The organism is Treponema maltophilum ATCC 51939, from assembly GCF_000413055.1.
GTDB lineage: Bacteria > Spirochaetota > Spirochaetia > Treponematales > Treponemataceae > Treponema_C > Treponema_C maltophilum.
On record NZ_KE332518.1, the window covers coordinates 2,144,597 to 2,170,233 of the forward strand.

General features: G+C 47.5%; 23 protein-coding genes. 13 read left to right on the top strand and 10 right to left on the bottom strand.

Going from position 1 to position 25,637, the window contains the following annotated elements; translation table 11 throughout:
• The first annotated feature begins 49 nt into the window (after nt 1-49).
• The 3 genes from relB (at nt 50) to HMPREF9194_RS12550 (ending at nt 846) form a co-directional block, all read left to right on the top strand.
• Complete coding sequence (gene relB, locus HMPREF9194_RS09930; protein ID WP_016526240.1) at nt 50-256, top strand: type II toxin-antitoxin system RelB family antitoxin; 207 nt, start codon at nt 50-52, stop codon at nt 254-256.
• Nucleotides 257-574 carry a type II toxin-antitoxin system RelE family toxin gene (locus HMPREF9194_RS09935; RefSeq protein ID WP_016526241.1) on the top strand — a complete coding sequence of 106 codons (318 nt, stop codon included), beginning with the start codon at nt 257-259 and terminating at the stop codon, nt 572-574. It abuts the gene before it with no gap.
• A 146-nt stretch (nt 575-720) separates the two neighbouring features.
• Nucleotides 721-846 (top strand): hypothetical protein, encoded by a 126-nt coding sequence (locus HMPREF9194_RS12550; RefSeq protein ID WP_281166986.1) that lies wholly within the window; start codon nt 721-723, stop codon nt 844-846.
• A 44-nt stretch (nt 847-890) separates the two neighbouring features.
• Here the strand turns inward: HMPREF9194_RS12550 and HMPREF9194_RS09940 are convergent, their stop codons facing one another.
• Together HMPREF9194_RS09940 and HMPREF9194_RS09945 are read right to left on the bottom strand one after the other, a co-directional pair.
• Nucleotides 891-2,798, bottom strand: coding sequence for a bifunctional metallophosphatase/5'-nucleotidase (locus HMPREF9194_RS09940; RefSeq protein ID WP_016526242.1), 1,908 nt, complete (start codon nt 2,796-2,798; stop codon nt 891-893).
• A gap of 115 nt (nt 2,799-2,913) precedes the next feature.
• A complete protein-coding gene (locus HMPREF9194_RS09945) occupies nt 2,914-4,038 on the bottom strand; it encodes a YibE/F family protein (RefSeq protein ID WP_016526243.1) in 1,125 nt (374 codons plus the stop codon).
• Nucleotides 4,039-4,156: 118 nt separating this feature from the next.
• Between HMPREF9194_RS09945 and HMPREF9194_RS09950 the strand changes: the two genes are divergently transcribed.
• From HMPREF9194_RS09950 to HMPREF9194_RS09960, 3 genes are read left to right on the top strand one after another with little or no spacing between them, the layout of a single operon-like run.
• Nucleotides 4,157-5,434, top strand: coding sequence for an ABC transporter substrate-binding protein (locus HMPREF9194_RS09950; protein WP_016526244.1), 1,278 nt, complete (start codon nt 4,157-4,159; stop codon nt 5,432-5,434).
• Between the two features lie 24 nt (nt 5,435-5,458).
• Nucleotides 5,459-6,163: a GTP-binding protein gene (locus HMPREF9194_RS09955; RefSeq protein WP_016526245.1), complete on the top strand. Its 705-nt coding sequence runs from the start codon at nt 5,459-5,461 to the stop codon at nt 6,161-6,163.
• Nucleotides 6,156-7,220 (top strand): ATP-binding cassette domain-containing protein, encoded by a 1,065-nt coding sequence (locus HMPREF9194_RS09960; protein ID WP_016526246.1) that lies wholly within the window; start codon nt 6,156-6,158, stop codon nt 7,218-7,220. The genes HMPREF9194_RS09955 and HMPREF9194_RS09960 overlap by 8 nt, the downstream gene beginning before the upstream one ends.
• 26 nt (nt 7,221-7,246) lie before the next feature.
• On the opposite strand, the gene HMPREF9194_RS09965 is transcribed toward HMPREF9194_RS09960, so the two are convergent.
• Nucleotides 7,247-8,032 (bottom strand): YesL family protein, encoded by a 786-nt coding sequence (locus HMPREF9194_RS09965; protein ID WP_016526247.1) that lies wholly within the window; start codon nt 8,030-8,032, stop codon nt 7,247-7,249.
• Between the two features lie 63 nt (nt 8,033-8,095).
• Here HMPREF9194_RS09965 and HMPREF9194_RS09970 point away from each other — a divergent pair, with 63 nt between their 5' ends.
• Complete coding sequence (locus tag HMPREF9194_RS09970) at nt 8,096-8,530, top strand: MarR family winged helix-turn-helix transcriptional regulator (protein WP_016526248.1); 435 nt, start codon at nt 8,096-8,098, stop codon at nt 8,528-8,530.
• Between the two features lie 10 nt (nt 8,531-8,540).
• On the opposite strand, the gene HMPREF9194_RS09975 is transcribed toward HMPREF9194_RS09970, so the two are convergent.
• Nucleotides 8,541-9,626, bottom strand: coding sequence for a 6-phosphofructokinase (locus HMPREF9194_RS09975; protein WP_040846910.1), 1,086 nt, complete (start codon nt 9,624-9,626; stop codon nt 8,541-8,543).
• 60 nt (nt 9,627-9,686) lie between these two features.
• Between HMPREF9194_RS09975 and HMPREF9194_RS09980 the strand changes: the two genes are divergently transcribed.
• The 5 genes from HMPREF9194_RS09980 to nagB all read left to right on the top strand — a co-directional run bounded on the left by HMPREF9194_RS09980 (nt 9,687) and on the right by nagB (nt 16,534).
• Entirely contained in the window at nt 9,687-11,906 is a 2,220-nt protein-coding gene (locus HMPREF9194_RS09980; protein WP_016526250.1) for a putative glycoside hydrolase, read from the top strand.
• Nucleotides 11,907-11,999: 93 nt separating this feature from the next.
• On the top strand, nt 12,000-12,920 hold the full coding sequence (locus HMPREF9194_RS09985) for a phosphatase PAP2 family protein (protein WP_016526251.1): 921 nt from the start codon (nt 12,000-12,002) through the stop codon (nt 12,918-12,920).
• The gene (gene mnmE, locus HMPREF9194_RS09990) at nt 12,917-14,401 is read left to right on the top strand and encodes a tRNA uridine-5-carboxymethylaminomethyl(34) synthesis GTPase MnmE (protein WP_016526252.1); all 1,485 of its coding nucleotides are present in this window, start codon (nt 12,917-12,919) and stop codon (nt 14,399-14,401) included. The genes HMPREF9194_RS09985 and mnmE overlap by 4 nt, the downstream gene beginning before the upstream one ends.
• A 104-nt stretch (nt 14,402-14,505) precedes the next feature.
• Nucleotides 14,506-15,678, top strand: coding sequence for an N-acetylglucosamine-6-phosphate deacetylase (gene nagA / locus HMPREF9194_RS09995; RefSeq protein WP_016526253.1), 1,173 nt, complete (start codon nt 14,506-14,508; stop codon nt 15,676-15,678).
• A 52-nt stretch (nt 15,679-15,730) separates the two neighbouring features.
• On the top strand, nt 15,731-16,534 hold the full coding sequence (nagB, locus tag HMPREF9194_RS10000; protein ID WP_016526254.1) for a glucosamine-6-phosphate deaminase: 804 nt from the start codon (nt 15,731-15,733) through the stop codon (nt 16,532-16,534).
• 178 nt (nt 16,535-16,712) lie between these two features.
• Here the strand turns inward: nagB and HMPREF9194_RS11970 are convergent, their stop codons facing one another.
• Genes HMPREF9194_RS11970 through HMPREF9194_RS10015 form a run of 3 tightly spaced genes read right to left on the bottom strand, consistent with a single transcriptional unit; the run spans nt 16,713 to nt 19,069 of the window.
• A complete protein-coding gene (locus tag HMPREF9194_RS11970) occupies nt 16,713-17,432 on the bottom strand; it encodes a FecR domain-containing protein (RefSeq protein WP_016526255.1) in 720 nt (239 codons plus the stop codon).
• Nucleotides 17,433-17,441: 9 nt separating this feature from the next.
• Entirely contained in the window at nt 17,442-18,602 is a 1,161-nt protein-coding gene (locus HMPREF9194_RS10010) for a hypothetical protein (RefSeq protein ID WP_016526256.1), read from the bottom strand.
• Nucleotides 18,599-19,069, bottom strand: coding sequence for a hypothetical protein (locus HMPREF9194_RS10015; RefSeq protein WP_016526257.1), 471 nt, complete (start codon nt 19,067-19,069; stop codon nt 18,599-18,601). Before HMPREF9194_RS10015 ends, HMPREF9194_RS10010 begins: the two co-directional genes overlap by 4 nt.
• A gap of 44 nt (nt 19,070-19,113) precedes the next feature.
• On the opposite strand from HMPREF9194_RS10015, the gene HMPREF9194_RS10020 reads away from it, so the two are divergent.
• A complete protein-coding gene (locus HMPREF9194_RS10020) occupies nt 19,114-21,909 on the top strand; it encodes a CHASE2 domain-containing protein (RefSeq protein WP_016526258.1) in 2,796 nt (931 codons plus the stop codon).
• Between the two features lie 284 nt (nt 21,910-22,193).
• On the opposite strand, the gene HMPREF9194_RS10025 is transcribed toward HMPREF9194_RS10020, so the two are convergent.
• From HMPREF9194_RS10025 to HMPREF9194_RS10035, 3 genes are read right to left on the bottom strand one after another with little or no spacing between them, the layout of a single operon-like run.
• Complete coding sequence (locus HMPREF9194_RS10025) at nt 22,194-22,751, bottom strand: MT-A70 family methyltransferase (RefSeq protein WP_016526260.1); 558 nt, start codon at nt 22,749-22,751, stop codon at nt 22,194-22,196.
• A gap of 1 nt (nt 22,752) precedes the next feature.
• A complete protein-coding gene (locus tag HMPREF9194_RS12460; protein WP_016526261.1) occupies nt 22,753-23,889 on the bottom strand; it encodes a hypothetical protein in 1,137 nt (378 codons plus the stop codon).
• Entirely contained in the window at nt 23,886-25,511 is a 1,626-nt protein-coding gene (locus HMPREF9194_RS10035; protein WP_016526262.1) for an N-6 DNA methylase, read from the bottom strand. Before HMPREF9194_RS10035 ends, HMPREF9194_RS12460 begins: the two co-directional genes overlap by 4 nt.
• Nucleotides 25,512-25,637: the final 126 nt, after the last annotated feature.

A 25,637-nucleotide genomic window follows, 5' to 3' on the forward strand; every position in this document is an offset into this window, starting at 1 on the left:
GACTTTATTTGCTATACTTGTATAACAAATAAAAACGCGGAGACTTATTATGCTGGCATTAAGATTAAAACCCGAATTGGAAAAGCGCCTGACAACGCTTGCGGAAAAAACCGGCAGAACAAAAACGTTTTACGCCGTAAAAGCAATAGAACAGCAATTGGACGACATGGAAGACTATTATCTTGCCGAACAAGCCTACAATGAATGGGTTGCCGAAGGCAAAAAGACGTATTCGCTCGACGAGGTTTTCAGCTGAATGTTTACGGTGAGCCTCGCTCCGAAAGCAAAAAAACAGATTTCAAAGCTCAAAGAAACGGAACGAAAGGCTATAGAAACATACCTTAGAGAAAAAGTTGCACAGGCAAAAGATAAAAAAGGCCTCTATGATATAGGCGGTACCGAATTGGTCGGAAATCTGAAAGGTCTTTGGCGATTTAAAAATAACGAATTTCGAAAATACAGAATCATCGGCTATTTGGAAAATAAAGAATTGATAATAACGGTTTTGGCCGTAGAAAGCTGCTCGGATGTTTATAAAAACAAAGAAAACCTCGCAAAAAAATACGAAAGATGACTTCTGAATAACGTAAACCGTTTACGGGAAAAGGCGCGGACACGGTTTAACAAGGCCGCTAAAACAGCGCGGCCTCGTTAAACGCCGAGTTTCGGAGTGAGGCTCGCACACCAATGCGGCATTTTCAAAAGTTGATACTTCCTGCAATGCCGCATTTTAAGGAAGGTTTAAAAGCACCGCTCAAATGGCGCGGCGCTTTTAACTTCGAGTTTCCTCTCGAAAACTCGCGGATATACGTGTGCGCTTACGCGCACGAATTGTCCGGCTCCTAAATCTGAAGATTTACTCGCCGGACAATTTTAAGGAAGATTTATCTTCAGTTATTCAATTCGTAAATATTGATAGACTGTACGTTCGGCGTTCTTCCGTCCGCAGAGGCGGGAATCTTTATGGTGCCTGCACGGATTTCATCCAAAATCTTATCGCGGCCTTCAACGTCGGTATCGAAGCCTATAATCTTCCAGTTGTTATTCACTTTGGGACTGATGACGCCTTTGTCCACATCTTTAACGTATTTTCCGATTAAGGCACGAATGCGCCCGGCATCCTGCATCGTTTCATACGAATCATAGTACACGTCCTGCGGGGTCGCAAGTTTTAAACTTTGGAGCGTACCGAAACGGTAGTTGTTTACGGCAAGTTTGTAGACTTTTTTCGGGTCGATGCTCTGCCCTTTTATTTTGACGTTTTTGATTCTGTTGCCGGCTTCCTGCGAAATGTCGATATCGTAGTCTATGCCTTCGAACATATCATAGTTGTAGCTGCGCACATTCGGGTTAAACGAAATCGTTACGTCGCCTTTTTTCGCCGTATTGTAATACGATGCCGACCATTCCATATATTTTAAAAGATTTTCGCCGGTCATATTAACACCCATAAGCGTGTTCGAATATTTATAGATAAAGGCGACGTCCTTTTTCTTAAAGTCGCCTTTTTTCAAATTCATATCCGAACGGAAAGCCGCCGCCGAAGATATGTCGGCTTTGGTGTAATACAGCTGAACGTTGTTGATTAAATCGATGAGGGCCGAATCTTCCAGCTGAATCGTAGGCATGGTCGTAACTTTTTCTTCGCCGGTAATATAGTCCACGCGCGGAACAAAGTCTTCGGTAACCTTTCCGACAATTTCGTTTGCATCGGCAACGGAGGTATCGTGCACAAACTCGAATTCTTTTTCCATAACCGTGTCGGGAACGACCTTCGCGGTTTCGCGGTTTTCGGCCTTTGCGGAAACGACCTTCCACGTATTGTTTTGTTTTTTTACCTTTATTTCGCCGACCGCCAAAGCCCAGCCGTAACAGCCGGGTTCTATTATCCATGTTTTATCGCCGTTTTGTCCGTCAACTTCGTTTGCATAGCGGGCGTGTTCGTGTCCGCCGAAAATCAAATCGAATTCGGGAATTTGTTTTGCGATTTCGATAACGCCGCCGGTCGAACCGTATTCGCCGTTGCGTCCGAGGTGAAAGGCTCCGACAAGCACGTCGTATTTTCCTTTAAGCGAATCGACGGTTTCCCGCAAAACGGTGATCGGATCGAGAAATTCCAAACCTTTAAAGTGCGAGGGCGAAGACGCTTCCCACATGGGAATATGCGGCGGCACAAGACCGACGACCGCAACGCGCACGCCTTCGATATTAAAAAGCTGATAGGGTAAAACAAAATCGCTGCCGTCTTTTGTGTTTTTGATATTCGCGCTCAGCACCGACCCCTTAAAATTGCGTATGTTGCGCGTAAGGAATTCTTTTTCAAAATTGAATTCGTGATTTCCCAAAACCCACACGTCGTAATTCATATAGTTGAGCGCTTGAATCATCGGGTGCGTTTCAAGATCGTTAAAAAGCTCCGCACTGTTGTCCTGCACGGTATCTCCCACGTCGATTAAAACCGCGTTCGGGTTTTCTTTGCGCAGCTCCTGAGCGAGCACATAGGTTTTGACAAAGCCCGCACCGGCAACCGCTTCGCAGACGGCATAATCGTATGCATACAGTCTGCCGTGAACGTCGCCCGTTACGCCGAAACTGAGCGTAACTTCATCGCTTCCCGCCTGCCCTTTTTGAATAAGCGTATGGGTAAGCTTTACCTCATCCGATTGCTTGCCGCGGGCCTTTGCGGTACGGACCGCAGGCTGTTCCACGCCTTTTGCCGCGCCCTTTGTTTCAACGCAGGAAATAAGCGAAAAAACAACGGCAATAAGTGCAGCAAACCGCAAGATTTTCTTTTTCATTTTGAAGTCTCCTGATAAAAATTTTACAAGACAGCGTACGCTGCCGAAAAAACCGGCGCTTGCCAGATACGCCGACTCTTTTAACCGACACCCTGTGCGGGAGTAAAACCCGCAATTACCGCCCGCGCGGGCGCTTAAGCACAAAAACGGAAGCAAGCGCCGTACACGGAACGGACGCGATAATGCCGATGCTCCCCGAAATGCCGTGCATAATTTCTATAACAATGCGCGGTATATTGATAAACTGCATAAAGCTCATGCCGTAGCCCCAAATCATCATAACCAAGGGAAGGGACGTGCCCGCAAAAGCCAAAATAAGCGTATTGCTCATCGTTCCGGTAATATCTTTTCCGACGGTGAGGCCGGACATAAAAAGCTCTTTTTTGCTCAAGCGCGGGTTTGCGCTTGCGATTTCCTGAACCGAAGATGCGATGGACATGCTCACGTCCATGACCGCTCCGAGAGAGGCGATCAAAACCGAAGTGAACAAAAGTCCGTCGAGCCGCAAAGCGTAATCGGGCGCCAAATTGAGAAGTTGTTCCCCTCCTTCCATATTTACACCCGAAAGCTGCGCCGAATAAGACACGATCGCCGAAATTATGCCGGCAATCGTAACGCCGCATACGGTGCCGACTATGGCGCAATACGTTTTGCGCGTAAAGCCGCCGATTAAAATAAAGCTTACAATCGTCATAACCGACACAAGAAAAATCGAAACGGGTACCGGTGCAAGCCCCGCAAACAAAGCGGGAATTAAAACGGTAACGATAAGTACGCAGGTAAACACCAGAGCCAAAGAGGACTTGAGCCCTTGTGCGCGGCCGAGAATAAGCAGCGCCGCAAAAAACAGTCCCGCCAAAACATAGACATGGGTGTCGCGCTTCAGATTGTACAGCCACACGGCCGTTTTGCCGTCGCTTTCGCGCAGCGTAAAAATCGCTTTAAGGCCCCTGTATGCGTAGGTACTGTGCAAACTGCTCAAGGTATTGTATATGTCGAATTCCCGATTTTTGTACGTTCCTTCAAGGATTTTGACGCGCAGTTTTTGCGTTCCGCGGAATTTTCCCCTCACGGCGGGGTCGGGGAAAAGATCTTCTTCCAACACTTCTTCCACAACACCGGCGGCGAATTCCTGCGTGAACACGGGTTTCGGCTTGAGTTTACTTGAAATTTTCGGCATAAAAATGCACAGGAGTGCCGTAACAATCAATACCGCACCCGCAAAAACTTTTTCACGCATGTTTTCCGATTGGATTATAAACCCTGATTTGCCGCGCCGTCAACCGTTAGTTTTTACTTATATTTTGTTGTTATAACCACTTACTTTTTGCACGCATTTCGGGTATATTCAGTTCATTATGAACGCATATTTTAACATGAACGATACGGTTTTCGATATAACCGAAAAATATCCCGATGTAATTCCTTATTTGGTACAAAAAGGCTTTACGCCGCTGGCGAATCCGGCGATGCGCGAACTTATGGCCAAGCAAATAAGCCTTCAAACGGCGCTTTTATCGCGCGGCCTCGATACGGCACAGTGCGAAAAAGAGATTGTCGCGGTAATCGAAAAAACAGCCGAAGAGGCGGAAAACCGCGATTCTTCGCTGTGTACGACGCCGCACGTATCCGGCGGAAGCCCGGATGACGACAAAAAGAAAATCCGCATAGAAGGTGTTTTGCCCTGCCCCATCCGCATTCCGCTGCTCGAAGACTTTCAGGAATTTTACGCACAGTACGAAAAAGAGCATAAAAACGATCCTGAAACTGCGGATTATTCGGTAAGTTACGACTTACGTTCGGCCAATTTGGGCATCGATTGGATTATCGAACAGGCGAAAACGGGCAAAAAAGAAAACCTGCCGGACATTTTGCTTTCGGCGGGCTTCGACCTTTTTTTCGACAAAAAGCTTATGGGCGCCTTTATCGACAACAAAGAATTCAACTGCTCGGTCGAAACGATGAATAAGGATTTTTGCAACGACTACATCGATTTACGCGACGGCAAAAAAAATTACGCGATTATCGGCGTAGTGCCCGCCGTTATGGTAGTAAATACGGCCGTGCTGAACGGCAAAAAAGTGCCGCAAACGTGGGCGGATTTGGTATCCGGCGAATACGAACATTCGTTGTCGCTGCCGTTCAGGGACTTGGATTTATTCAATTCGGTGCTGCTGCACATTTATGCAAAGTTCGGCTCGGAGGGTGTAACGAATCTTGCAAAAGCGTGCCGGGAATTCTTGCATCCGGCGCAAATGGTAAAAAAGAGCAACTCGGCAGGCAGCGGAAAGCCGGCAATAAGCATCACGCCGTACTTTTTTTCGAAAATGATAAAAGACAATCCGAATATGCAAATTGTGTGGCCGAAAGACGGCGCGATTATCGTTCCGATATTCATGCTCGTAAAAAAGGAAACGGAGGCCGTTACCAAGCCCTTCGCCGACTTTTTTCTTTCCGAGCGAGCGGGAAACGTCTTTGCGCGCAACGGTTACTTTCCGTCAACGAACGCGCAAGTGGACAATCAACTGGACAAAGACAAAAAATTCCTGTGGCTGGGCTGGGACTTTATTTACAAAAACGACATCGGAAGTCTTTTACAAAAGCTCCGGCACGATTTTGAAGCCGCATCGATATAAGGGAAAATCGGAGATAAAATCACTATGAACCTTGTTATAGTATCGGGGCCGCCGTCTTCGGGCAAAACGAGCGTTATCCTGAAAACTGCCGAAGCGCTCAAAGAACAAAACATTCGCCCCGGCGTCGTAAAATTCGACTGTTTGTATACGGACGACGATGTACTGTACAAAAAAGCCGGCATTCCCGTACAAAAAGGGATTTCCGGTTCGCTGTGCCCCGATCATTTTTTCGTATCGAATATTGAAGAAACGGTGCAGTGGGGCGCGGGTGAAAATCTGGATTTATTGATAACCGAATCGGCCGGCTTATGCAACCGCTGTTCGCCGTACATAAAAGATATTTTAGGCATTTGCGTTATAGACAATCTTTCGGGAATCAATACGCCGAAAAAAATCGGCCCGCTTTTAAAAGCCGCCGATATAGTCGTTATTACCAAAGGCGATATCGTATCGCAAGCCGAACGCGAAGTGTTCGCCGCAAAGGTAAACACGGTAAATCCGCGCGCGATTATCATGCACGTCAACGGCCTGACCGGACAGGGCGCATTCGAGCTGAGCACACTTTTATTGCGCAAAGAGCGCGACATAAAATCGGTGCAGGGCATGGAGCTGCGCTTTCCGATGCCGTCGGCGCTGTGTTCGTACTGTTTGGGCGAAACGCGCATCGGCGACAACTTTCAGCTGGGCAATATACGCAAAATGAAAATTACGGGAAACAATAATGAATGAAAATACGCAAAACGGCTTTGAATTAAAAAATGCCGACGAAGAAAGCCGCGCGCTTTCCCAAAAAACAATAGCCGCTCTTTTGGCCGAATATCCGTTCGTCGAGGACTTTTTTGTCCAAAACCGGCTGAACGAATTGGGAATCTTTGAGCATAAAAATCTGACCTTTGCCGATTTTTTGGCTTCGGTTTCCGAAGAAAGATCCGAAGAAGAAGCCCTGCACAAGCAGGAACTCTACGATTCGTTTTTCGACTTTATCATTCAGATGAAGAATTTTTTGAATCCGGACGATTCCCAAGGCGTGCGCAGTATGACCATTTTGCCCGGCACCGATAAATCCGGCGCAAACGAAAACTTTACGAAAATCGAGCTGTACACGTCGCAGATAATTTCGATTGTCGGCCCGACCGGTTCGGGAAAGTCGCGCCTTTTGGCCGATATCGAATGGGCTGCGCAAAAAGACACGCCGACAAACAGAACCGTATTGATAAACGGCAAACTGCCGGATAAATCGATCCGCTTTTCGGCAAACAACAAGCTGGTTGCGCAGCTTTCGCAAAACATGAATTTTATTATGGATTTGTCGGTCGAAGAATTTCTGCGCCTGCACGCCGAAAGCCGCTTAATCCAAAACAAGGACGATGCCGTGCGTAATATTATCGATGCGGCGAATAAGCTTGCCGGAGAACGTTTTAACCCGCACACGGCGGTTACCGCTTTGAGCGGGGGGCAGTCGCGCGCGCTTATGATTGCCGACACGGCGATTTTAAGTTCTTCGCCGATAGTCCTTATCGACGAAATAGAAAACGCCGGCATCGACCGCAGAAAGGCGCTGGAACTTTTGGTTTCGAAAGAAAAAATCGTCCTTATGGCAACCCACGATCCGGCGCTCGCGCTTTATGCCGACCGGCGCATTGTCATAAAAAACGGCGGCATCAGCGCCGTCATCGAAACATCCGCGCAGGAAAAAGAAATCCTGAAAGAACTCGAACAAACCGACGAAAAAATCCAAGCCATGCGCACCAAACTGCGCTCGGGAGAACGGTTAACGGAGTTTTGAAAGCGCCCGCCTTCTTTCACCGGCTTTTATTTCCACGGGAAGATAAAGCTTTTGAAGTCGCGGGGACCTAAGGTTTCTTTGTCTTCGGCAAGAAGCTCGTCCCAAGGGATGCGGCGGCGGGCATCTTTGCGGGAAAGGCCGCTTTGGGTTTCGAGCCAATCGTATTTGTACATTCTAAGGCGCAGCGCATTGTTGTACGCCAAAATGACTCCCGAAACGCCGGGCGCAATAAAACCCAAAAAGGCCGACAGGGCAAAAATCGCGCATGCATAGACGAACATAAAAATCGAAAATCCCGTGTTATCGAAAAAAAGGATAAAACATTTTTTTATATTTTTTCGGATGCCGCCTCCGAAGTACGAATACAGGGGCATAAACCACTGCAGCGACAAAACGGCAATGACAAGCACCCAAAAAATCACGGAGCCTAAAAGAAGACCGATAAGGTTTCCCATGCTGAAATAAAACGGAAGCGCTACGGCCGCCATAAACACAAGAACGGCAATAAGCAAGCCGAAGGCGGCGGCGCTTTTCCATACGCTCAAAAAGGCCGCAAACGTTTCTTTTACGGTAACCGATTTAAAATCGGCCAATTGTTTTGACGCGCCGCTGACGGCAAAAAGCGGTACGCACAGCGCGCAAACGAATACGAGCGCACAGCACAGCGAAAGCGGCACCGAAATACCGGCAAGGGACGACACGGCAAAAAACGCAAGCGCGCACAAGCCGAGTATAATCAAGTTGAACAAGGCTAAAAACAAAAGATTGTCCCAGCCGTCGCAAAAATTCTTTTTAAGGAAAAACCAAATCATGGTATTAATGTACGAAAATATTACCCGCTAGTCAATGCGGAACACGGATGATATACTGCTTGCGTGGACAAAGATGTAAACAACGTATCGTCGCTTTTATCGAAAATTTCGAACGATATTTCCGTTTATTTAAACGGAAAATTGGTCGAGCAGGGTTTTTCCGGCATCGGTTCATCGCACGGATTTATTTTATACCGGCTTGCGCAAAACGGCCGGATGACAATGGGCGAAATCGCCCGCTGCATTCATAAAGACAAATCGACTACAACTTTTCTTATAAAAAAACTCGAAAAGGAAGGCTACATACAAAGACAGCGCAGCGAAAACGACAGCCGCATAACCTTTATTTTTTTAACCGAAAAAGGCGAAGCATACACCGATGCGACCGAAGCGATTTCGCACTCGCTTATAGATACCTGTTATACGGGTTTTTCCGATGCCGAAAAACAAACGCTTTTTTCTCTTTTGCGCCGCGTCGAAAAAAATTTTGCCGGCTGAAAATCGCCGCTCAGTCGCCGAAACAGGTACCGGCATCTTTGCCGCACAAAAGCACGCTGTCGTCCATCGGAACGGCTTTTATTTTGCCGGCTACTTTTTTAAGGGGAACCGAAGAGAGTTTACCGTTTACGATAGCGGCCATACGGCCGAATTCGCCCCGCGCAAGCATGTACGCGGCTTGTACGCCGAATTGCGTCGCCAAAAGCCTGTCGTATGCAGACGGCGTGCCGCCGCGTTGCACATAGCCTAAAACGGTTACGCGCGATTCCAAGCCGGTCGCGTCTTCCAGTTCGTCGGCAACGCGGTACGCTATCGAGCGGGGCATCGTTTTGCGGTTTTGTTTAAAATCTTTTTTGTTCATGTCGTCTTCGGTTTTAGACAGGGCGCCCTCGGCGACAACCACAATCGAAAAATTCTTACCCGCTTCCTTGCGCTTTTGCAAGTGTTTGGCTATCGTTTGTATTTTGTACGGAATTTCGGGAATAAGGATAACATCACCGCCGCCGGCAACGCCCGCATATAAAGCCAACCAGCCTGCTTTGTGCCCCATAACTTCGATAATCATAATGCGGTTGTGACTGTGCGCCGTCGAATGCAGCCGGTCGATGGCTTCGGTCGCTACCGAAACGGCGGTGTGAAAACCGAAGGTAATGTCCGTTCCGACCAAATCGTTATCGATTGTTTTGGGCAAGCCGATAACGTTCAGCCCTTCTTCATACAATAAAGCACCCGTCGTATTGGTACCGTTGCCGCCGATAACGACGAGGGCGTCCAAACCGAGCGTTTTGTACGTGCGTTTTATGCTTTCGACGGCGGTAAGGCCGGTTGCGGGGTCCCGCTCGGCATTTTTAAAAGGCTTTTCGCGCGAAGTGCCCAAAATAGTTCCGCCGCGCGTCAAAATACCCGAAACATCGTCGGGCCCCAGTTCGAAGCAGTCGCCCTGCATAAGACCGCGGTAACCGTTTTTTATGCCGATTACCCGCATGCCGTATTTTTCTATTGCGGTGCGGGCAACGCCCCGTATCGCGGCATTCAAGCCGGGAGCGTCCCCGCCGGACGTTAAAATGCCGAATGTTTTTACCGCAGCTTTTTTCATACGGTAAAGTATATAGCGCAAGCCCCTTTCACGCAAGCGCATTTTATGATAAGATGGCGTATGCGCCGCATATTCGTACGATTTTTTTTCTGCATTTTGTTGAGTTCCGCTCTCCCTTTTTTTGCACAAGAACTTTATTCCGAGCAAACAAATATACCTCCCGCCGCCAAAAGAATTCCGCCTTACAACGAAAGTCTTATCGGCACCAAAAACGGATTGTTCGCCGTTTCCGCCCTTGCCGTCGTCCCCCTGTGGACGGAAGGTTCCGTCGACAAAATTCTGTACGGGAACGGTTGGTTTTTTTTAACTTCCAAGGGCGTTTTATTCAGCCCCGATTTAAAAACCTTTCAGCTGCGCAACGAAGGTTTGCCCGTAAATACGATAAAGGAATTCGACGGCGGCGTTAAAAGTTTTGTGCGCGAAGTGCGGCCTTTAAAAGATTTGGAAATGCTCGCTTCAGACGAAAATGTGCTTGTTACGCTTACGAAAAACGAAGTGTTTATAAGCAAAAACGCAGGGCTCAGCTGGCGGTCGCTCGGCTTCAGCTCGAAAACCGCCGGCGGCAAAGCCGTGGCGGCGGCAATGGTCGATGAAAAAACGCCGTCGGGAACAAAAAAAGTTTTAACCGTTTTTCATTCGCACGCGCTCTACGGACTTTCGTATATTCAACCTGACGTTCCCGGTGCCGCATGGATCGACATAAAAACGGGATTCGAAACCGTCCCGACGCTTTCTTACGCGGACGAAATAGCCGACATTGCCGTTTTACCGTCGATGAATGCGGACGGCACCCTAAAAGAAGAGGTGTACCTTACCCAAAGCTTTTTGCCGCGCTTGTACCGTTTGGACTGGGAACGCAAAGCCGGCGTGCTTATCGCAAAAGGCACCGAAGCGGCCGACACATGGGACGGCTTAACCGCTTGCGGCGACAACCTCGCTTTTATGAGCATGGACGGCCTCATCGTATACAATCCGCAAACTTTTTCCGTCGTATCGCCGACCGCCGGCACCGATAAAATCAAAAAGCTGCTCGCCGACACGGCCGATATTCCGCGCTGCGGCATGTTTCCCTCGTGGATGACCGGCTTGAACGCCCCTTTAATGCTCAACGAATTGTGGCTTACCCGGCCGTCGACGGTTCAATCCGCATATGCCGACAAAATACGCGCAAAAAGGAGCCTGTACGTTCCCGCGGGGCAAGTCGTTTCGAAGGCGGGAGTCGACAAATTCGCCGGCATAATCGACGCAAATAATCTGAACAGCCTTGTTATAGACATGAAAGACGATTACGGTTTTTTGCGCTACCGCTCGAACGATCCGCTTGTATCGGAAAAGGCGCGCGAAAGCATGTATTCCATCGATATCGATGCGTTTATAGACCGGTTTAAGAAAAAAAACATCTATCTTATCGCGCGCATCGTCGTTTTTAAAGACCGTAATCTGTACGCTTGGAAGAGTAATAAGTACGCCGTCTGGGACGGCAAAAAGAACGCGCCGTGGGTCGGTATAAAAGGTTACGAAGACGTTCCCGCCGAAGACGGCAAGGCCGCCGAAAAGAAAACGCTTTTTTACGATGAATACTGGGTCGATCCGTATTCGGAAGAAGTGTGGGAATACAATACGGCCATAGCGAAAGAACTCATCCGGCGCGGATTTGACGAAATTCAATTCGATTACATACGCTTTCCGACCGACGGCAAAAATATTTTCGATACGCAATACCGCTGGCGCGATAAAGGCATGGACATGGAAAGCGCCCTTATTTCGTTTTTGTCGTACGCGCGCAAAAATATTCAGGCGCCCATCGGCATAGACATTTACGGGGCAAACGGCTGGTATCGAAGCGGAACGCGCACCGGGCAGGACGTGGAGCTTATGGCGCCCTATGTCGACGTTATTTGCCCGATGTTTTATCCGAGCCATTTCGAACAGGATTTTTTAGCCTACACGCCGATTATCGAACGCCCGTACCGAATTTACTTTTACGGCACTTACCGGAACACCGTCATCGCGCGCTCGCAAGTGCTGGTGCGCCCGTGGATTCAGGCTTTTTATTTGAACGTATCGTTCGACCGGCGCTTTTACGACAAGGATTACGTACTGCGACAAATGTACGGCGTACGGGACGCGGCCGAAAGCGGCTACATGTACTGGAACAATGCCGGCCGCTATACGGACATAAGCCCCGACATCGGGGATGCAAAAAACGGTTCCGCCTATCCGTGGGAAAAAGCCGAACGCGACAAATCGGCGAGAAAACCCGCGGTGTCCGGCGGTTAATCCATGGGAGGACCGGTTGAAGCGCGCGGCACAAACGGCGCCGCTTGCTTCAACGCCGAGTTTGCGTTGCAAACTCGCTATTGTAGGAGTAGTATGTTTTCACAAAGCGTGTATGAATGGGGATTGAATCTTATACGGGCGGTGCAAAGTCTGCAATCGACGCCGCTTACGGTTTGTATGAAGGCTGTCAGCTTTTTATCCGACCCGAAAGCTTACATGTTGATTTTACCGCTCATCTTTTTATGTTTCGATGAAAAACGGGGCGCAAAACTCGCCCTCGCCGTACTTTTTGCCGGCGCATGCAACGACACGCTAAAAAATACGCTGAAAGTTCCGCGCCCCTACGTCGTCGATCCTTCCGTCGGCTTGGACAGCGTAAGCGGCTTTTCAACTCCTTCCGGCCATTCGCAAGCATCGGCTTCGTTTTGGCCGTACGCAATGTACTTGTGGCCGGCATCCTCGCTTTCCGTAAAAAAACGGCGCGCCGTAAAAATTGCGCTTGCGGCAGGCCTTCCGCTTTGTATCGGCTTTTCGCGCGTCTATTTGGGCGTCCATTATCCGAGCGACGTTCTTTTAGGCTGGGCGCTCGGTTTTTTGTTTTCGCTGGGCCTCATGCTTTTTTCCGAACAGATTGAACGGTTGCTGAAAGGCTGTACAAAAACGGTTAAAATTCTCATGCTCGCTTTAATCGCGGCGGGTTTTAACGCGATTTCTTCGCTCGATCCTTCCATGGCCGCCGCCTTTTTCGGCTTCGGTACGGGCTATGTGCTGCTGTGCGAAACCGGCGGTTTTTGCGCGGCGAGCGGAACACCGGTGCAAAAAGCGCTCCGCATGATTATCTTCGCCGCGCTGACCGGCGGCATCTACTTCGGTTTAAAAGCCGTTTTTCCGGCAAAAGGAAGCGACTATTACGTTTTGTTCCGTTTTATCCGCTATGCACTGGCAGCCTTTTCGACAAGTTTTATCGTGCCGAAATTGTGCATTGCATTAAAGATTGCAGGAAGCCGGCCGTGAAAACCTACGTTCCGAACGAGCCTATTGCGGCGATTGCAACCGCGCTCGGTCCGTCCGCGCTTGCGGTTGTGCGCACATCCGGCGCCGGCTGCATCGATTCGGTAAGCCGCATTTTTTCTCGTCCGAAAACGCTTTTAAATTCCGCCGGCGGTACGCTTATTCACGGCTGGATCTGCGGCGGCGAAAAAAAAACCGAAAAAATCGATGAAGTTATGCTCGGCGTGTACCGCGCGCCCAAAAGCTTTACCGGCGAAGACATGGTGGAAATATTCTGCCACGGCGGAACGGCTCCCGTATCGGCGGTGTACCGCCTGCTTTTGCAAAACGGTTTTAAAGCGGCGCAAGCGGGCGAGTTTACGTTCAGAGCCTTCGTCAACGGCAAAACCGACTTAACCCGCGCCGAAGCCGTGCGCGAAATCATCGATTCCAAAACCGACGAATCGCGAAGCCGCGCGTGCGGCCGTCTTGCTGGTTCCCTTTACGGCGAATTGGACAACATAAAGCATTTGATTCTTTCATCGCTTGCGGCGCTTGAAGCCGACATCGAATACCCCGAAGACGAAAACGCCGTCGCCGGCGTTTTTAACTTTGAAGACCTTATATTCGCACGCGACAAACTGGCCGTTCTTATTTCGTCGTGGAAATCGGAAAAGCTGTACCAAGACGGCGTACGCATGGTGCTGTGCGGGCGCACAAACGCGGGAAAATCGAGCCTGTTCAACGCTTTACTCAAAGAAGACCGCGCCATCGTTTCCGACATTCACGGCACGACGCGTGATTGGCTCGAAAGCTGGATTTCGTTTGCCGGGATACCCGTGCGCCTTTTCGATACGGCCGGCTTGCGTCGCACCGACGACATTGTCGAACAGGCGGGCGTAGAGCGCACGCTTGACTTGACCGACGAAGCCGACTTGCTTTTGTACCTTATCGACGCCTCCGAAGGCGAAACGGAAGAAGATTCGCTTATGATCGGGCGGCTGCAAAAAAAGCGCAAACCCCTCGTCATCGTGTGGAACAAAACCGACAAAGCGCCCGCCGGATGTCAAACGGGCTCACCCCCTCACATCGCACCTGCGGCGGAAAGTTTTTCCCGCTCAGCCGAACTTACGAAAAAGTCGCACGAGCTTCCCTGCGTATATATCAGCGCCAAAACAGGAAGCGGCCTTGCCGATCTTACCGAAACGGTAAAAAATCTTCTTCTTTCGGCCGCAGGCGGTACGGAATTAGGAAGCGCGGGAAATGCGCTTGCGGGCAGCGAGCGGCTTCAAGCGGGATTCGGCTCCCTGCGGCAAAAAAAAGCGGCGGACGAAGCGCTCGATTCGCTAAACCACGCAATCGCCGTTCCCTCTTTGGATCTGACGCTCGACGCCGCGGTTCAGGATATGGAAGACGCCCTTTCGTTTTTAGGCGAAATAACCGGTGAAGTGGGCGCCGACGATATTTTGGAAAACATCTTTTCGCGCTTTTGCGTCGGAAAGTAGCAGATTGCACCCTTTCCTTTTTCCGCGCAACAGGATATAGTATAAGAAAACGCCGGTTGTTCCGCGCATCGGAATCAATCGGTTTTCATAAATCGGAGAAAAAAATGTCTGTATCGATATGTTTACACAACGGAACGCTGCTGACCGGATTTTCCCAAATGGAAAGCTGCGCCGTTTTAATTGAAGACGGCAGGATCGCCGACGTATTTTCCGAGCGCCGCTTTTTGCAAAAAAAGTTCGACCCTTCGGTAAAGATTTTCGATGTTGAAGAAGCTTACATTGCTCCCGGTTTTATCGACACGCACATTCACGGCTTTAAAGGCCACGGCACGGACAATTGTTCGGTCGAAGCGATGGTTGAAATGTCAAAAGACTTGGCGCAATACGGCGTAACGGCCTTTAACCCCACGCTGTATCCGGCGGGTGAAGCCGACATGATACGCAGCATAAAAGAAATCGTAAAAGCCATGGGCAAAGAAAGCGGCGCGCAGATAATGGGCATCCATATGGAAGGCCCCTTTATTTCGCCCGACAAACTGGGCGTCCAAAGGCCCGAAACGGTACGTGCCGTAGATATGGATCTTATGAACCGCTTTTGGGAAGCGTCAAAGGGGCACATTGTGAACATGACCGTCGCGCCGGAACTCAAGGGCATGCGCTACCTTGCGCTGTACGGACTTAAACACGGCATCGTTATGCAAGCCGGCCACACAAACGCCGAGTATCAAAACATGGTTGAAGGCATGCAGGCGGGCATTTTGCATTCGACCCATTTGTTCAACGCAATGAGTCAGCTGCACCACCGCAACCCCGGAGCGGTCGGCGCCGTACTCATCCATCCGGAAATGTCCTGCGAAGTGATTGCCGACGGCGTTCACGTTCACCCGGACTTGTTCAAACTGCTTTTGAAAGACAAGCCGCTGGAAAAAATCGTTTTGATAACCGACGGACTGACGCCTACCGAGCAGGAAGGCGACAATCTGACGGCAAACGGCGAAAAGGTTGTGTTTGAAGGCGGCTGCTTCCACCGCGCGGCCGACGGCGTTATTGCCGGCTCGTCGCTGACGATGATCCGCGGCGTAAAGAATCTGGTTAAGTTCGGCTTTTCGGTTTCGGATGCCGTGCGCGCCGCATCTTCTACTCCGGCATCGGTTATGCACTACAACAAAAAGGGCATGCTCATCCCCGGCTACGATGCCGACGTCGTCGTGTTCGACAAACAGTTCAACATTATCGCATCGATACTGCGGGGTGTATTCAAAAAGAATTTGCTGTAACAGCGGCAAAGGGTTTTAGCAAAAGTTTTTAACAGAAGGAGTGATAAACGCAATGAGAGTTATTATACGCAATGATTACAACCAATGTTCGGAATGGGCGGCAAACCATATCGCAAAGGCGATTGTCGATTTTGAGCCGACGGCGAAAAAGCCCTTTGTGCTCGGGCTTCCCACCGGCAGTTCTCCGCTGGGAACGTACCAAAAGCTTATCGAATTGAACAAGGCGGGCAAGGTGAGCTTTGAACACGTCGTAACCTTCAATATGGACGAATACGTCGGTTTGCCCGAAGACCATCCGCAAAGCTATTATTATTTTATGTGGGAAAACTTCTTTAAGCACATAAACATCAAAAAAGAAAACGTACATATTCTGAACGGAATGGCGCGCGATCTGCAAGCCGAATGCGCCGCCTACGAAAAGGCGATTGAAGATGCCGGCGGCATCAGGCTGTTTTTAGGCGGCGTCGGCGTCGACGGACACCTTGCTTTTAACGAACCCGGCTCGTCTTTAGGTTCGCGCACGCGCGTAAAATCCTTAACGCGCGACACGATGATTGTCAATTCGCGGTTTTTCGGCGGCGACATAAATCAAGTGCCCGCAACCGCGCTTACCGTCGGAGTGGCCACCGTTACCTCCGCAGCCGAAGTGCTCGTACTGATTACGGGACACAACAAGGCGCGCGCACTTGCCCACGCGGTCGAGCGCGGCATAAGTCAAATGTGGACAATCAGCGTTTTGCAAATGCACCCGAAAGCCCTCATCATCTGCGACGAAGACGCAACCGACGAACTTAAAGTGGGAACGGTAAAGTATTTTAAAGATATCGAATCGGGCAATATGAATAATTCGTTTTAAGCGCCTATACGCGAACGAGCAGGTACAAAAAAAAGGCTGCCGAACGGAAAGCGTCCAAAAGCGAATTTTTTGGACAGCCGCCGCCAAGCAGCCTTTTTTTGTCTGCGGTTTATTGCCGCAGTTTTTCAAGTCCGCGGTTTCATAGTTGTATTTTCAGCGTTGTATTTTCAGCTCGCGGTCAGTCCTCCCAGCCGACGGTAATGGGAACCCGCACACGGGCGTCGCCGGCTGTTCCTGCCGCACTTTGCGCCGCGGCGGCGGGAGAGGCCGTCACACTTGCACTCGCTTCGGCAACGGAAGGCGAAACGGAAACGGGATTTGCGCCCGTCGCGGCCTGAGCGTTGGCTTGTTGAGGCGGCGTCACTCTTCCGTCCGAACCTACGGTAATGATCGACCCCTTGGCGACGGCGACTCCCTGCACAACCGTGCCGTCATTTTCCGAAGCGGGCGCGACCATCCATACGCCGCTCGTGCTTTCCAAAGTGCCGAACGAATCGATCGTGCCCGATGTGCCGCGAACCGAAGCGGTGGCAACAGGGCTTTTTACCGTAAAGCCGACCCGTTTGTTTTCGGCGGCTTTTATATCGGCCTTAATCGAGCCCGCATCAAGATATATTTTGGACACGTCGGAATCGGCGCGTTCGGTCAGTTGTTCGATGGTAAGGCGGCTTAAAGGCTGAACGGTAACGGTCGATTTGCCGATTGAAAGCACCGCCTGCGATTTGAACCCGGTCGAAACGAGGGTTCCCGCAGTCAATTTTGCACCCGTCATCATAGGCTGCCAACCCTTTGACGTCTGCACTTCGGCCTTTCCCAAAACCGAAACCACAACCGCATCGAGCGTAAAAGCGGGAATAATGAGCAAAGCAAAGAATACTAAAAGGCATGTTTTTTTCACGATTACCTCCTAAAAGCTAAACAGCACCTTTACATTTGCAAACGTATAGGGGCCTTTTGTCTGTATGGGCGATTTGAAAAACTGTCCTGCGGCGCAGGAAAGCTGCAAATCGTTTATAATCTGCCAGCGTACGGACGCCTGCCATTGTACGCCCGCATAACCTTTTGTGCCGGCGTTCATTGCGTTGAAAAACACATCGCCGCTTGCCGTACACAAAAGCGGTTTTATCGGTCTGATCGACGCGGTTATGCCGCTTTTTATGTGGCCGGCGTATTTTATCGACGAATCGATAGCGGCGGACGTTAAACTGAAGTGTTCAAAGTCGACGATGCCGCGACCCGTCTTTCCGGCGGCAAAAACCGTCTTCCACGAAAGCATGGAAGAATAAAACGGCAAAAAGGCCGTAAGCTCAAATGCCGACAGGTTTGAAAAAACCGCACGATTCGCCGTGTTCGCACCGACATACCACGAGGTGGACAGTATATAAAACAGCGGGCCGCGTATCGGGCCGTTCAGCGCGGCGGTTAAAAAGGCACCTGCGGGTTTGGCACCGGTTGTCGCAAAGGCTTCGAACGAAAGCGTTTGCTGGGCAAAAAGCTGCGGTAAGGTAAAAAAAACGCTGCCGATAACGGCCGACGGCGCAAGTTGATACACGTACAGCGCTTTTTCGTCGGGGGTCGAAGAAGTCATGTTCGCCGTTTTCGAGTTTAAAAGGCCGGTAAAGCCCACATAGGCTTTTACGGAAAATTTTTCGGCATCGACGACCAATTCGACGCCGTCGGCGGGCTGGGAAAATATCAACGCGGTACTGTCGGAAATGCCGAAGCGGCCGATATTGAATGTCGTCTTTACCGCGCCCTTGTCGGCCGACAAACTGAGTTTTAAAAGGCTTATGTCCCATATGTGGGAAAATTCTTTTTCGCCGAATTTATATGTGTAAGAATAAAAGGTTTCGGCCGCAAAGTACGAGTTTTTCAATTTGGGAAGCGGCACGCGCATCCACAAGGTCAGCTTATTCGATTGGCTTGCCTTCGACGGAATTGCCTGTATCGAAGGAATTTGTCCTTTTATACCCGTATCGTCGGAAAGAAATCCGCCCCAATCGAAAGCGGCAGCGGGTAAAATCAACATGCCGAACAAAAGTATTAAACAGTGTTTTAAATGTTTCATTCCGCCCCCTTCTTCGCGTTTTGAACTTCCGCATAATCGGCACATTTTCCCATTATGTACAAAGCATCGCGTCCCGTTACATAGGTGTCGGGATCCGCAAAAACCGGCACAAAGCCGAGCGCTTTCAATTCTTTAAGGGCATAGCGCGGCGCTTTAAAAACGGTGTAGCCGATGCCGCCCTTAATCTTCCATACTTTTACACAAAAATAAGCGAATTCTTTAACGGTCAGCGGCTGTTCGGAAACGCTCAGTTTCGGAAACGAACTGAACGCGGCCAGCATTTTGCCGGCTTCGGCGTCGCTCATGTTTTCGCTGCCCAAGCCCAGATAGCTTGAAGCGAAATAGGCCGCCTGATTAAAGGTAACGCGCGGAGCGTTTATCATTGCCGTCATTCTGTCGGCCTGCTGTGCAAAAGCAAGAGCGCAAAAAACGAGTAAAAAAAAGGATAAAAATACGTTTTTTTTCATTTTTCCCCCTGAATTCGCTTTATTTATATGATATACTAAAAAGTATGAAAAAGCAAGAAAAGGAACATTTTTTTTCAATTTTCAGACCTGAGATTTTAATCTGTACGGCGGTCGTTTTGCTGACCGCGTTCGGATCCGTAATCGGCATATTCGAAAAACTTGAACTGAGAATGTACGATATTCTTGTTGCCGTAAAACCCGCCGTTCCGAAACAAAAAGATATTTTAATCGCGGCTATCGACGACGCGTCCATCGGAGAAATCGGAACCTTTCCGTGGAGCCGCGATATTTTAGGCGATGCGTTGATCCGCATGCGAGAACTAGGCGCACAAACGGCCGTATTCGATATCGAATACGTATCACCGTCGCAGCGCGGCATCGATCCGGTCGTTGAAAACTCGCTGCCGGAACGCTTCGGCCGAAGCGAAACGCAAATCGCTTCGCTTATAGAAGACCTTTCCGATGCGGTTGCGCGCGGCGATCTTCCGCCGGCCTACGCTCCGGAAACGGCAAAGGATTTAGTCGAATCGTATGTCGCGCCCGAATTTAAAGACTTGCAAAACGCCGTAGTCGGAAAGCTTTCGCGCGACAACGATGTGTACTTTGCAAACGCGATTCACTTTTTCGGTAATACATGGCTTACGATAAACGCATGCGATATGGGCATAAACATTCCCGACGAATTGAACGAATACGTGCGCGACAATGTGCTTTTAAAAAACGTAACGGCGCCGGCGGGTCTTATTGCGCACGAAAACGATTTGTTTTTGGCGCAGCAGCAGCTTACCCGCAAGATGACGCCGGCATTGCTCGTACTTATGAAGCAGGCTCAGGGCGCGGGCTTTACGAACGTCGTTTTGGATTCCGACGGTACAAGGCGGCGCATAGAGCTTTTACACGAAAGCGACGGCCTGTATATTCCCCAGCTTATGCTGGCTCCGCTTTTAAAGATGCTGCAAACGGATACCCTCGTGCGCACAAAAAGTTCTCTCGTCTTAAAAAACGCGCTTTTTCCGGGAGAAGAAAGACCGCGCGACGTTTCGATCCCGCTCGATTCAAACGGACGAATGCTTATAAACTGGATCCCCGATGCGTTCCGCAACAGCTTTAAAAACGAATCGGTTTTGTTTTTATACGATTTGGACAAAAAAGAACAGGCGATTTTTTCGATTTTGCAAAGTCTTGCCGGCTTCCGTTTGGGGCGCGGCGGCGCCATGCTCGGTTATTACGACGCTGCGAATTATTTAACCGCTTCGTATGCCGACTTGCAGACGGCCAAGCGGGAACTGCTCGAAGATACCGAAAATCCTTCACGCACCGATCCGCGCTATGACGACTATTTTGAGCGCCGCCGAACCTTTTTCGGCGAATGCGCCGAACTGCTTGATCCGATGTACGAACAGGAAATTCTTTCACTTTTGAACGAATTGACCACGGACGAAAACCGCGCGGAAATCGCCGATATCGCCTCTTCGGTAACCGATAAATTTTCAAAACTCGCCTCCTATCTTAAAGAATACAACAACCTCTTTACCGAACTGCAATCGCTGTACGGCGGAGCAATCTGCATTATCGGGCACACGGCGAGCAATTCCACCGACTTGGGAACCACGCCGTTTTGGGGACAGTACCCGAACATCGGAACGCATGCGAATGTTTTAAATACGATTTTGAATGAGAATTTTATCACGCCGATTCCGTGGTACGTCGGTTTTGCATGCTGCGCCTTTGTGCTTTTTATTATCGTATTTTTCGACCGGCGCATAAGCATTACGGCCTTAAACATCATCGGCGCATCGGGAATCGTCGCCGTTCCGCTTATTTCCTTTGTGCTGATTCAATTCGGCGTGTATACGCCCTTTGTCGGTTCGTTTTTGGCGGTCGTTTTGTGCTACATAGGAACATCGCTATACCGGTTCGCTTCGGCCGAAAAAGATAAAACTTTTTTGCGCCGCGCGTTTTCGACTTATTTGTCCGAAAAAGTCGTAGACGAAATCGTAAACGATCCTTCAAAGCTGACGCTCGGCGGCGAAGAAAAAAAGATTACGGCGCTGTTTACCGACATAAAAAGTTTTTCGACGCTTTCGGAAAAAGTTACGCCGGTGCAGTTGGTCAATATCTTAAACGAATACCTGACCGATTTAAGCAATATCATTTTGAACCATCAGGGCACCATCGATAAATATATCGGCGATGCGATTGTTTCGTTTTTCGGCGCGCCGATTACCGTGGAAGACCACGCGTGGCAAGCCTGCGTTGCCGCCGTCCGCATGAAAGAAGCCGAAGTGCGGCTGAATAAACGGATGACCGAAGAAGGCGGACTTCCGATGCCGCTTCAAACGCGTATCGGCATAAACACCGGCAACATGGTCGTCGGCAACATGGGCACCGATATGAAGATGAACTATACGATTATGGGCAACGACGTGAACCTTGCCGCCCGGCTCGAAGGCGTAAACAAAAGTTATGCGTCGTGGATACTTGCATCCGAATCGACGTGGGATGCGGCGAATACGGGTGCAAATGCGGGGACCCTGCTCGGCCGCCGCCTGGATCGCGTACGCGTTATCGGCATCGAACAGCCCGTGCAGTTGTACAATATTTTAGGCATAAAATCGGAAGCAAGCGCCGACCAAGTCGAATGTGTAAAGGTCTTCCATGCGGGGCTTGACCGCTATCTGCAAAAAGACTTCGAAGGCGCCAAAAAGCTTTTTCAAACGGCATCGCGCATTCTTCCGGGCGACGGGCCTTCCGAAGTGTTCGCCGCGCGCTGCACCGAATTTATCAAAACGGGCGTTCCCAAAAACTGGTCGGGCGTTTTAACCATGACGACAAAGTAGCGCGAACGCAACTTCAGTATGATTTTATTTCCATTACTTTCGCAGTAAAAAAAGCAAGCATTGAGACTTGCTTTTTTTACAAGTAGAGCTATATTCTAATAGTGGGATTTTCCACTTGTACAGGAGATGCATTATGCCAATGCAAATAGTAAAATCCTATGATGCAAAACTTGACTCAAAGAAAAGAATCACATTAAGAAATGTATATTACGACTACTATCATGTAGAAGAATTCGGAGACAGAAACGATGTCAGGCAATTATTTTATATTATTGGACACAACTTCATATTTCATTTCCCCAACAATCCCAGCCGTCGACTTGCTGACGAGCAAACAACTCGATTCTTTTTGTATTGTCACCAAATAATTTTTCTATTCTTCGCATTATTTCATCTGGTTTAACCGAATGACCAAGACGGGGATGCATTAAAACTTGTGGAACGGTTTTATCCACGCTTTTAATATGCCCTCGCATTGCGAGTAAACACAGCTCAGCATTTGCCTTAGTATAACTTCCCATGCCAGCTAAAGGCTGACCATCTTTTCTGGTTTTAATCCAAGTAAAAGCACAAGTTTTGTATTTAAAACCCCACGCTTCAATTACTGAGAAAACATCTTTTAGACACGGCATCGTCGTCCAAATAAAAAGTGCACAATTTTTCGTACGGATTTTCTTGATTGTATCACCAAGTGCACAAATCTCTGAAATTTCCATTGTTTTATAATGTTTTTCAGGACAAAAATTTCCGCCAGTTTCTCCTTTGCCCCAAAGGTAGGCCCAAGGTGGGTCAGCGTAGATAATATCATATTTATTTTCTGTATTGTAAATATCAATTTTCATTTTAAAACAATTTCTGATAGTATGATTTTACTTCTTCATATTTCAAGGTTTTGAAAAACATCTTCGCTGTGATTGTTGGATTCAACTGCTGCACTTTCATTAAATTGAAAGTGATATATTCCCCGTCATCTTCACAATCTTTCGCATAAACAAAGAACAATGGAGTGATTTTATAACCTGAAATTTTACCATCTCCGCCGCGTTCTGTTCTTACTTCAAGTTTACTCTTTTTAAGTCTTACGGTTACGCCATCAATATCGGGGTTGTATTGTAGCATAAATCGAGACAAAGCACATGGAGTCCAAACCTTATAATGGTTTCTACCTGATGGTCTTATTTCTCCTTCAAGTTTGGCCCAGAGTTGTACTTGGTTTACAGGTATCATCACAAAGTAGCCATTAATATCTTCAGTACAAATCACATCAGCATATTTTTTCGTATAGTTGTTTAACACAGCGATATTTATACTTTCTTCAGAAAAGTTATTAATATTGTGTCCCATAACTTCAAAAAAATTTAAATCCTTTTGCTCATTTAGCATTGCTTCAAACTGAGGGTAGCGATCCAGGAAGTCTTTTGTGATTTTTATTTTTCCGTCTTCACCATATTTGGGTAAATCAGGTTCGCTGGTTTTTGCGCCAGGTTCTTTAAACTCAATTGTGTAAATAACTAGATCACTTACACTGATCAAGGCGCTGTCAATTCCATCGCAGCTACCTGCCTGAATCAACATCCGTCGTTTGCCTTTTGTAGAATACGCATAACGGGGAACTAAATTGTAAGATTTGATTAAATTCAAAACTGGGGGCGGAATAAATAACGGTTCATCTGAGCAATTTGCAAACGAATCCAATTTTAGCATATTTGCGAAAGTTTGAGCATAAACACATTCACTAAAAACTGCGGACTGAATATTATTTCCCTCTTCATAACTTTTGCGAATTTGGTGTTCCAACGCGGGACATATTTCTTTTAACTCATTCAAATCTAATTCATCGCTTCTTTTGGTTGCAAATTTCCAAAGGGCGTTTCGCTTATCTTTGGCAAAAATAACTTTTATCGGAGCAATGCTATAAAACTCCTGCATTATTTCTTTTTGCGATTTTGCTAATGGGATAATTTCGTTTTCTACTTTCATACACTTACCTTTAATGCCATATTTGAATGAATCAAATCCATTGTTGAATTATCAACATTCAGATTTAGAATTTTCAAAAATCGTTGATTTATCTTATCTCTATATTCACGAGGATATTTTATATTTTCTTGAACACCAACATTATTCTTTTTAATGATAAATTTGCTTGCTTTAGTAGACATTTCTTGTGTCGTTTTTTTAAAAAATTCATGGTCGTCTTCAGTCAAAGAATCATATATAACAGGCATTCTTAAAAGCAAACTGACAGGGTAAGTAATACCGCCATCATAAAGTCGCCAGTGCCAATAAGCAAACGAAGAATTTATAAGACAATATGCAAAATCAAATTTTTTCTTATCGTTAAAATGTAAAACTGTTAAACCATTTCTATTTATCAAACCCGAAAAAGCACTCGTAAAGTAACGGCAAGTGTTCGCAGTAGAAAGTGTATATTCACCGCTTTTTGATATTAGTTCAGCAAGCGTATGATGTTCTGCTTTCTCCATTACTCGGTCATACAATGGTTGTAATTCCTTAAAACATTTATAAAACGCCGGTGAAGCTCGAGAGATTTTTTGTCGTTTCGGCGATAAAAAACTTTCAAGCATTTTACATTGCAAAAGTTCTTTTCGTTCTGTAGATTTAAAACGAATAAGCGGAGTGAGTCTAAACCCATCACAATTGTTTTTCCGTAGTACTGTAATTGCGGCACGGACTGAATTACTCGTATTAGTGTTAAAAATTCCGTGCTTTCGTCCGCAAAAGATGTTTCCTGGAACATTGTCAAAAGAATAAATTTCACCAGAACACTGATTTAAAATCATTCTTAATGAATAAAACTTACTTCCTGAAATAAAACTATAGGGAGTGATAATTACGGCAGAATTACAATTCTGTATAATTTTCTCCATGAAGCAAGAGTACAATTCTCTCGAATCGTTCAAAACCTTTGTATCTTTCCAATCCAAGCCAACTTGTTGAATTGCCGCATACGGGGGATTTGAAATGACTTTGCAATTTTCAGGGAGTTTTATTTTTGAAGAAAGAAAATCTCCGATAAAGCAATGAACTTTATCACCTAAGTTTTTCCCATATTTTTGAAGAATTGCCGTTTTGCAAATATTTAAAGCGGTTTCATCCATATCATATAAAAATAATTTGCCACTTTGAATAAGTCTTTTTGCATTTTTTTCCCCAATAAAATCCAAATAAGTTAGAATAAGTTTTCCGGTTCCACAAGCTACATCACAAATATTTTCGCCGTCAACGGAATCAAACCATTCGCTCATTATGCTTGCAACATCTTCAGGAGTATAATATTGCCCCTTATTCTTTTTCTGAATTTTATTTTGAATTGCAAGGCCAATTTCGTACATCTCTCCAAAGTTTTTTATATTTAAAAAATCTTCGTTTTCACCATAATTCAAAACAAATTCGCAAATATAAGCCCAAGTATATGAAAGTCCAGTCTTTTCTACATCGTCTATATAGTTTTCTAGCACGTATGACTTAAATTTTGACAACAAATTATCATTAAAAGAGATTTCTATTTCTTTTTCTATTTTTGGAGTTTCCTCAATAAGTTCATCAAAAAGGCTGTTCTGAAAATAATCTCGTTTCATACTACAAATATATCATAATTTTCTATCTTATTAAAGGTACGACTAAAAAATCAGCGCCCCGGGGTAGGAGTCCTTCTAACATTATTTTTAATCGCAAATGGACTTGTCCGATTTGTCGGCTTTGGA

Bases quoted from the DNA above. Each gene is read 5' to 3' on its own strand.
- relB (WP_016526240.1), top strand. From the start codon at position 50: ATGCTGGCATTAAGATTAAAACCCGAATTGGAAAAGCGCCTGACAACG.
- HMPREF9194_RS09935 (WP_016526241.1), top strand. From the start codon at position 257: ATGTTTACGGTGAGCCTCGCTCCGAAAGCAAAAAAACAGATTTCAAAG.
- HMPREF9194_RS12550 (WP_281166986.1), top strand. From the start codon at position 721: ATGCCGCATTTTAAGGAAGGTTTAAAAGCACCGCTCAAATGGCGCGGC.
- HMPREF9194_RS09940 (WP_016526242.1), bottom strand. From the start codon at position 2,798: ATGAAAAAGAAAATCTTGCGGTTTGCTGCACTTATTGCCGTTGTTTTT.
- HMPREF9194_RS09945 (WP_016526243.1), bottom strand. From the start codon at position 4,038: ATGCGTGAAAAAGTTTTTGCGGGTGCGGTATTGATTGTTACGGCACTC.
- HMPREF9194_RS09950 (WP_016526244.1), top strand. From the start codon at position 4,157: ATGAACGCATATTTTAACATGAACGATACGGTTTTCGATATAACCGAA.
- HMPREF9194_RS09955 (WP_016526245.1), top strand. From the start codon at position 5,459: ATGAACCTTGTTATAGTATCGGGGCCGCCGTCTTCGGGCAAAACGAGC.
- HMPREF9194_RS09960 (WP_016526246.1), top strand. From the start codon at position 6,156: ATGAATGAAAATACGCAAAACGGCTTTGAATTAAAAAATGCCGACGAA.
- HMPREF9194_RS09965 (WP_016526247.1), bottom strand. From the start codon at position 8,032: ATGATTTGGTTTTTCCTTAAAAAGAATTTTTGCGACGGCTGGGACAAT.
- HMPREF9194_RS09975 (WP_040846910.1), bottom strand. From the start codon at position 9,626: ATGAAAAAAGCTGCGGTAAAAACATTCGGCATTTTAACGTCCGGCGGG.
- HMPREF9194_RS09980 (WP_016526250.1), top strand. From the start codon at position 9,687: ATGCGCCGCATATTCGTACGATTTTTTTTCTGCATTTTGTTGAGTTCC.
- HMPREF9194_RS09985 (WP_016526251.1), top strand. From the start codon at position 12,000: ATGTTTTCACAAAGCGTGTATGAATGGGGATTGAATCTTATACGGGCG.
- nagA (WP_016526253.1), top strand. From the start codon at position 14,506: ATGTCTGTATCGATATGTTTACACAACGGAACGCTGCTGACCGGATTT.
- nagB (WP_016526254.1), top strand. From the start codon at position 15,731: ATGAGAGTTATTATACGCAATGATTACAACCAATGTTCGGAATGGGCG.
- HMPREF9194_RS10010 (WP_016526256.1), bottom strand. From the start codon at position 18,602: ATGAAACATTTAAAACACTGTTTAATACTTTTGTTCGGCATGTTGATT.
- HMPREF9194_RS10015 (WP_016526257.1), bottom strand. From the start codon at position 19,069: ATGAAAAAAAACGTATTTTTATCCTTTTTTTTACTCGTTTTTTGCGCT.
- HMPREF9194_RS10020 (WP_016526258.1), top strand. From the start codon at position 19,114: ATGAAAAAGCAAGAAAAGGAACATTTTTTTTCAATTTTCAGACCTGAG.
- HMPREF9194_RS10025 (WP_016526260.1), bottom strand. From the start codon at position 22,751: ATGAAAATTGATATTTACAATACAGAAAATAAATATGATATTATCTAC.
- HMPREF9194_RS12460 (WP_016526261.1), bottom strand. From the start codon at position 23,889: ATGAAAGTAGAAAACGAAATTATCCCATTAGCAAAATCGCAAAAAGAA.
- HMPREF9194_RS10035 (WP_016526262.1), bottom strand. From the start codon at position 25,511: ATGAAACGAGATTATTTTCAGAACAGCCTTTTTGATGAACTTATTGAG.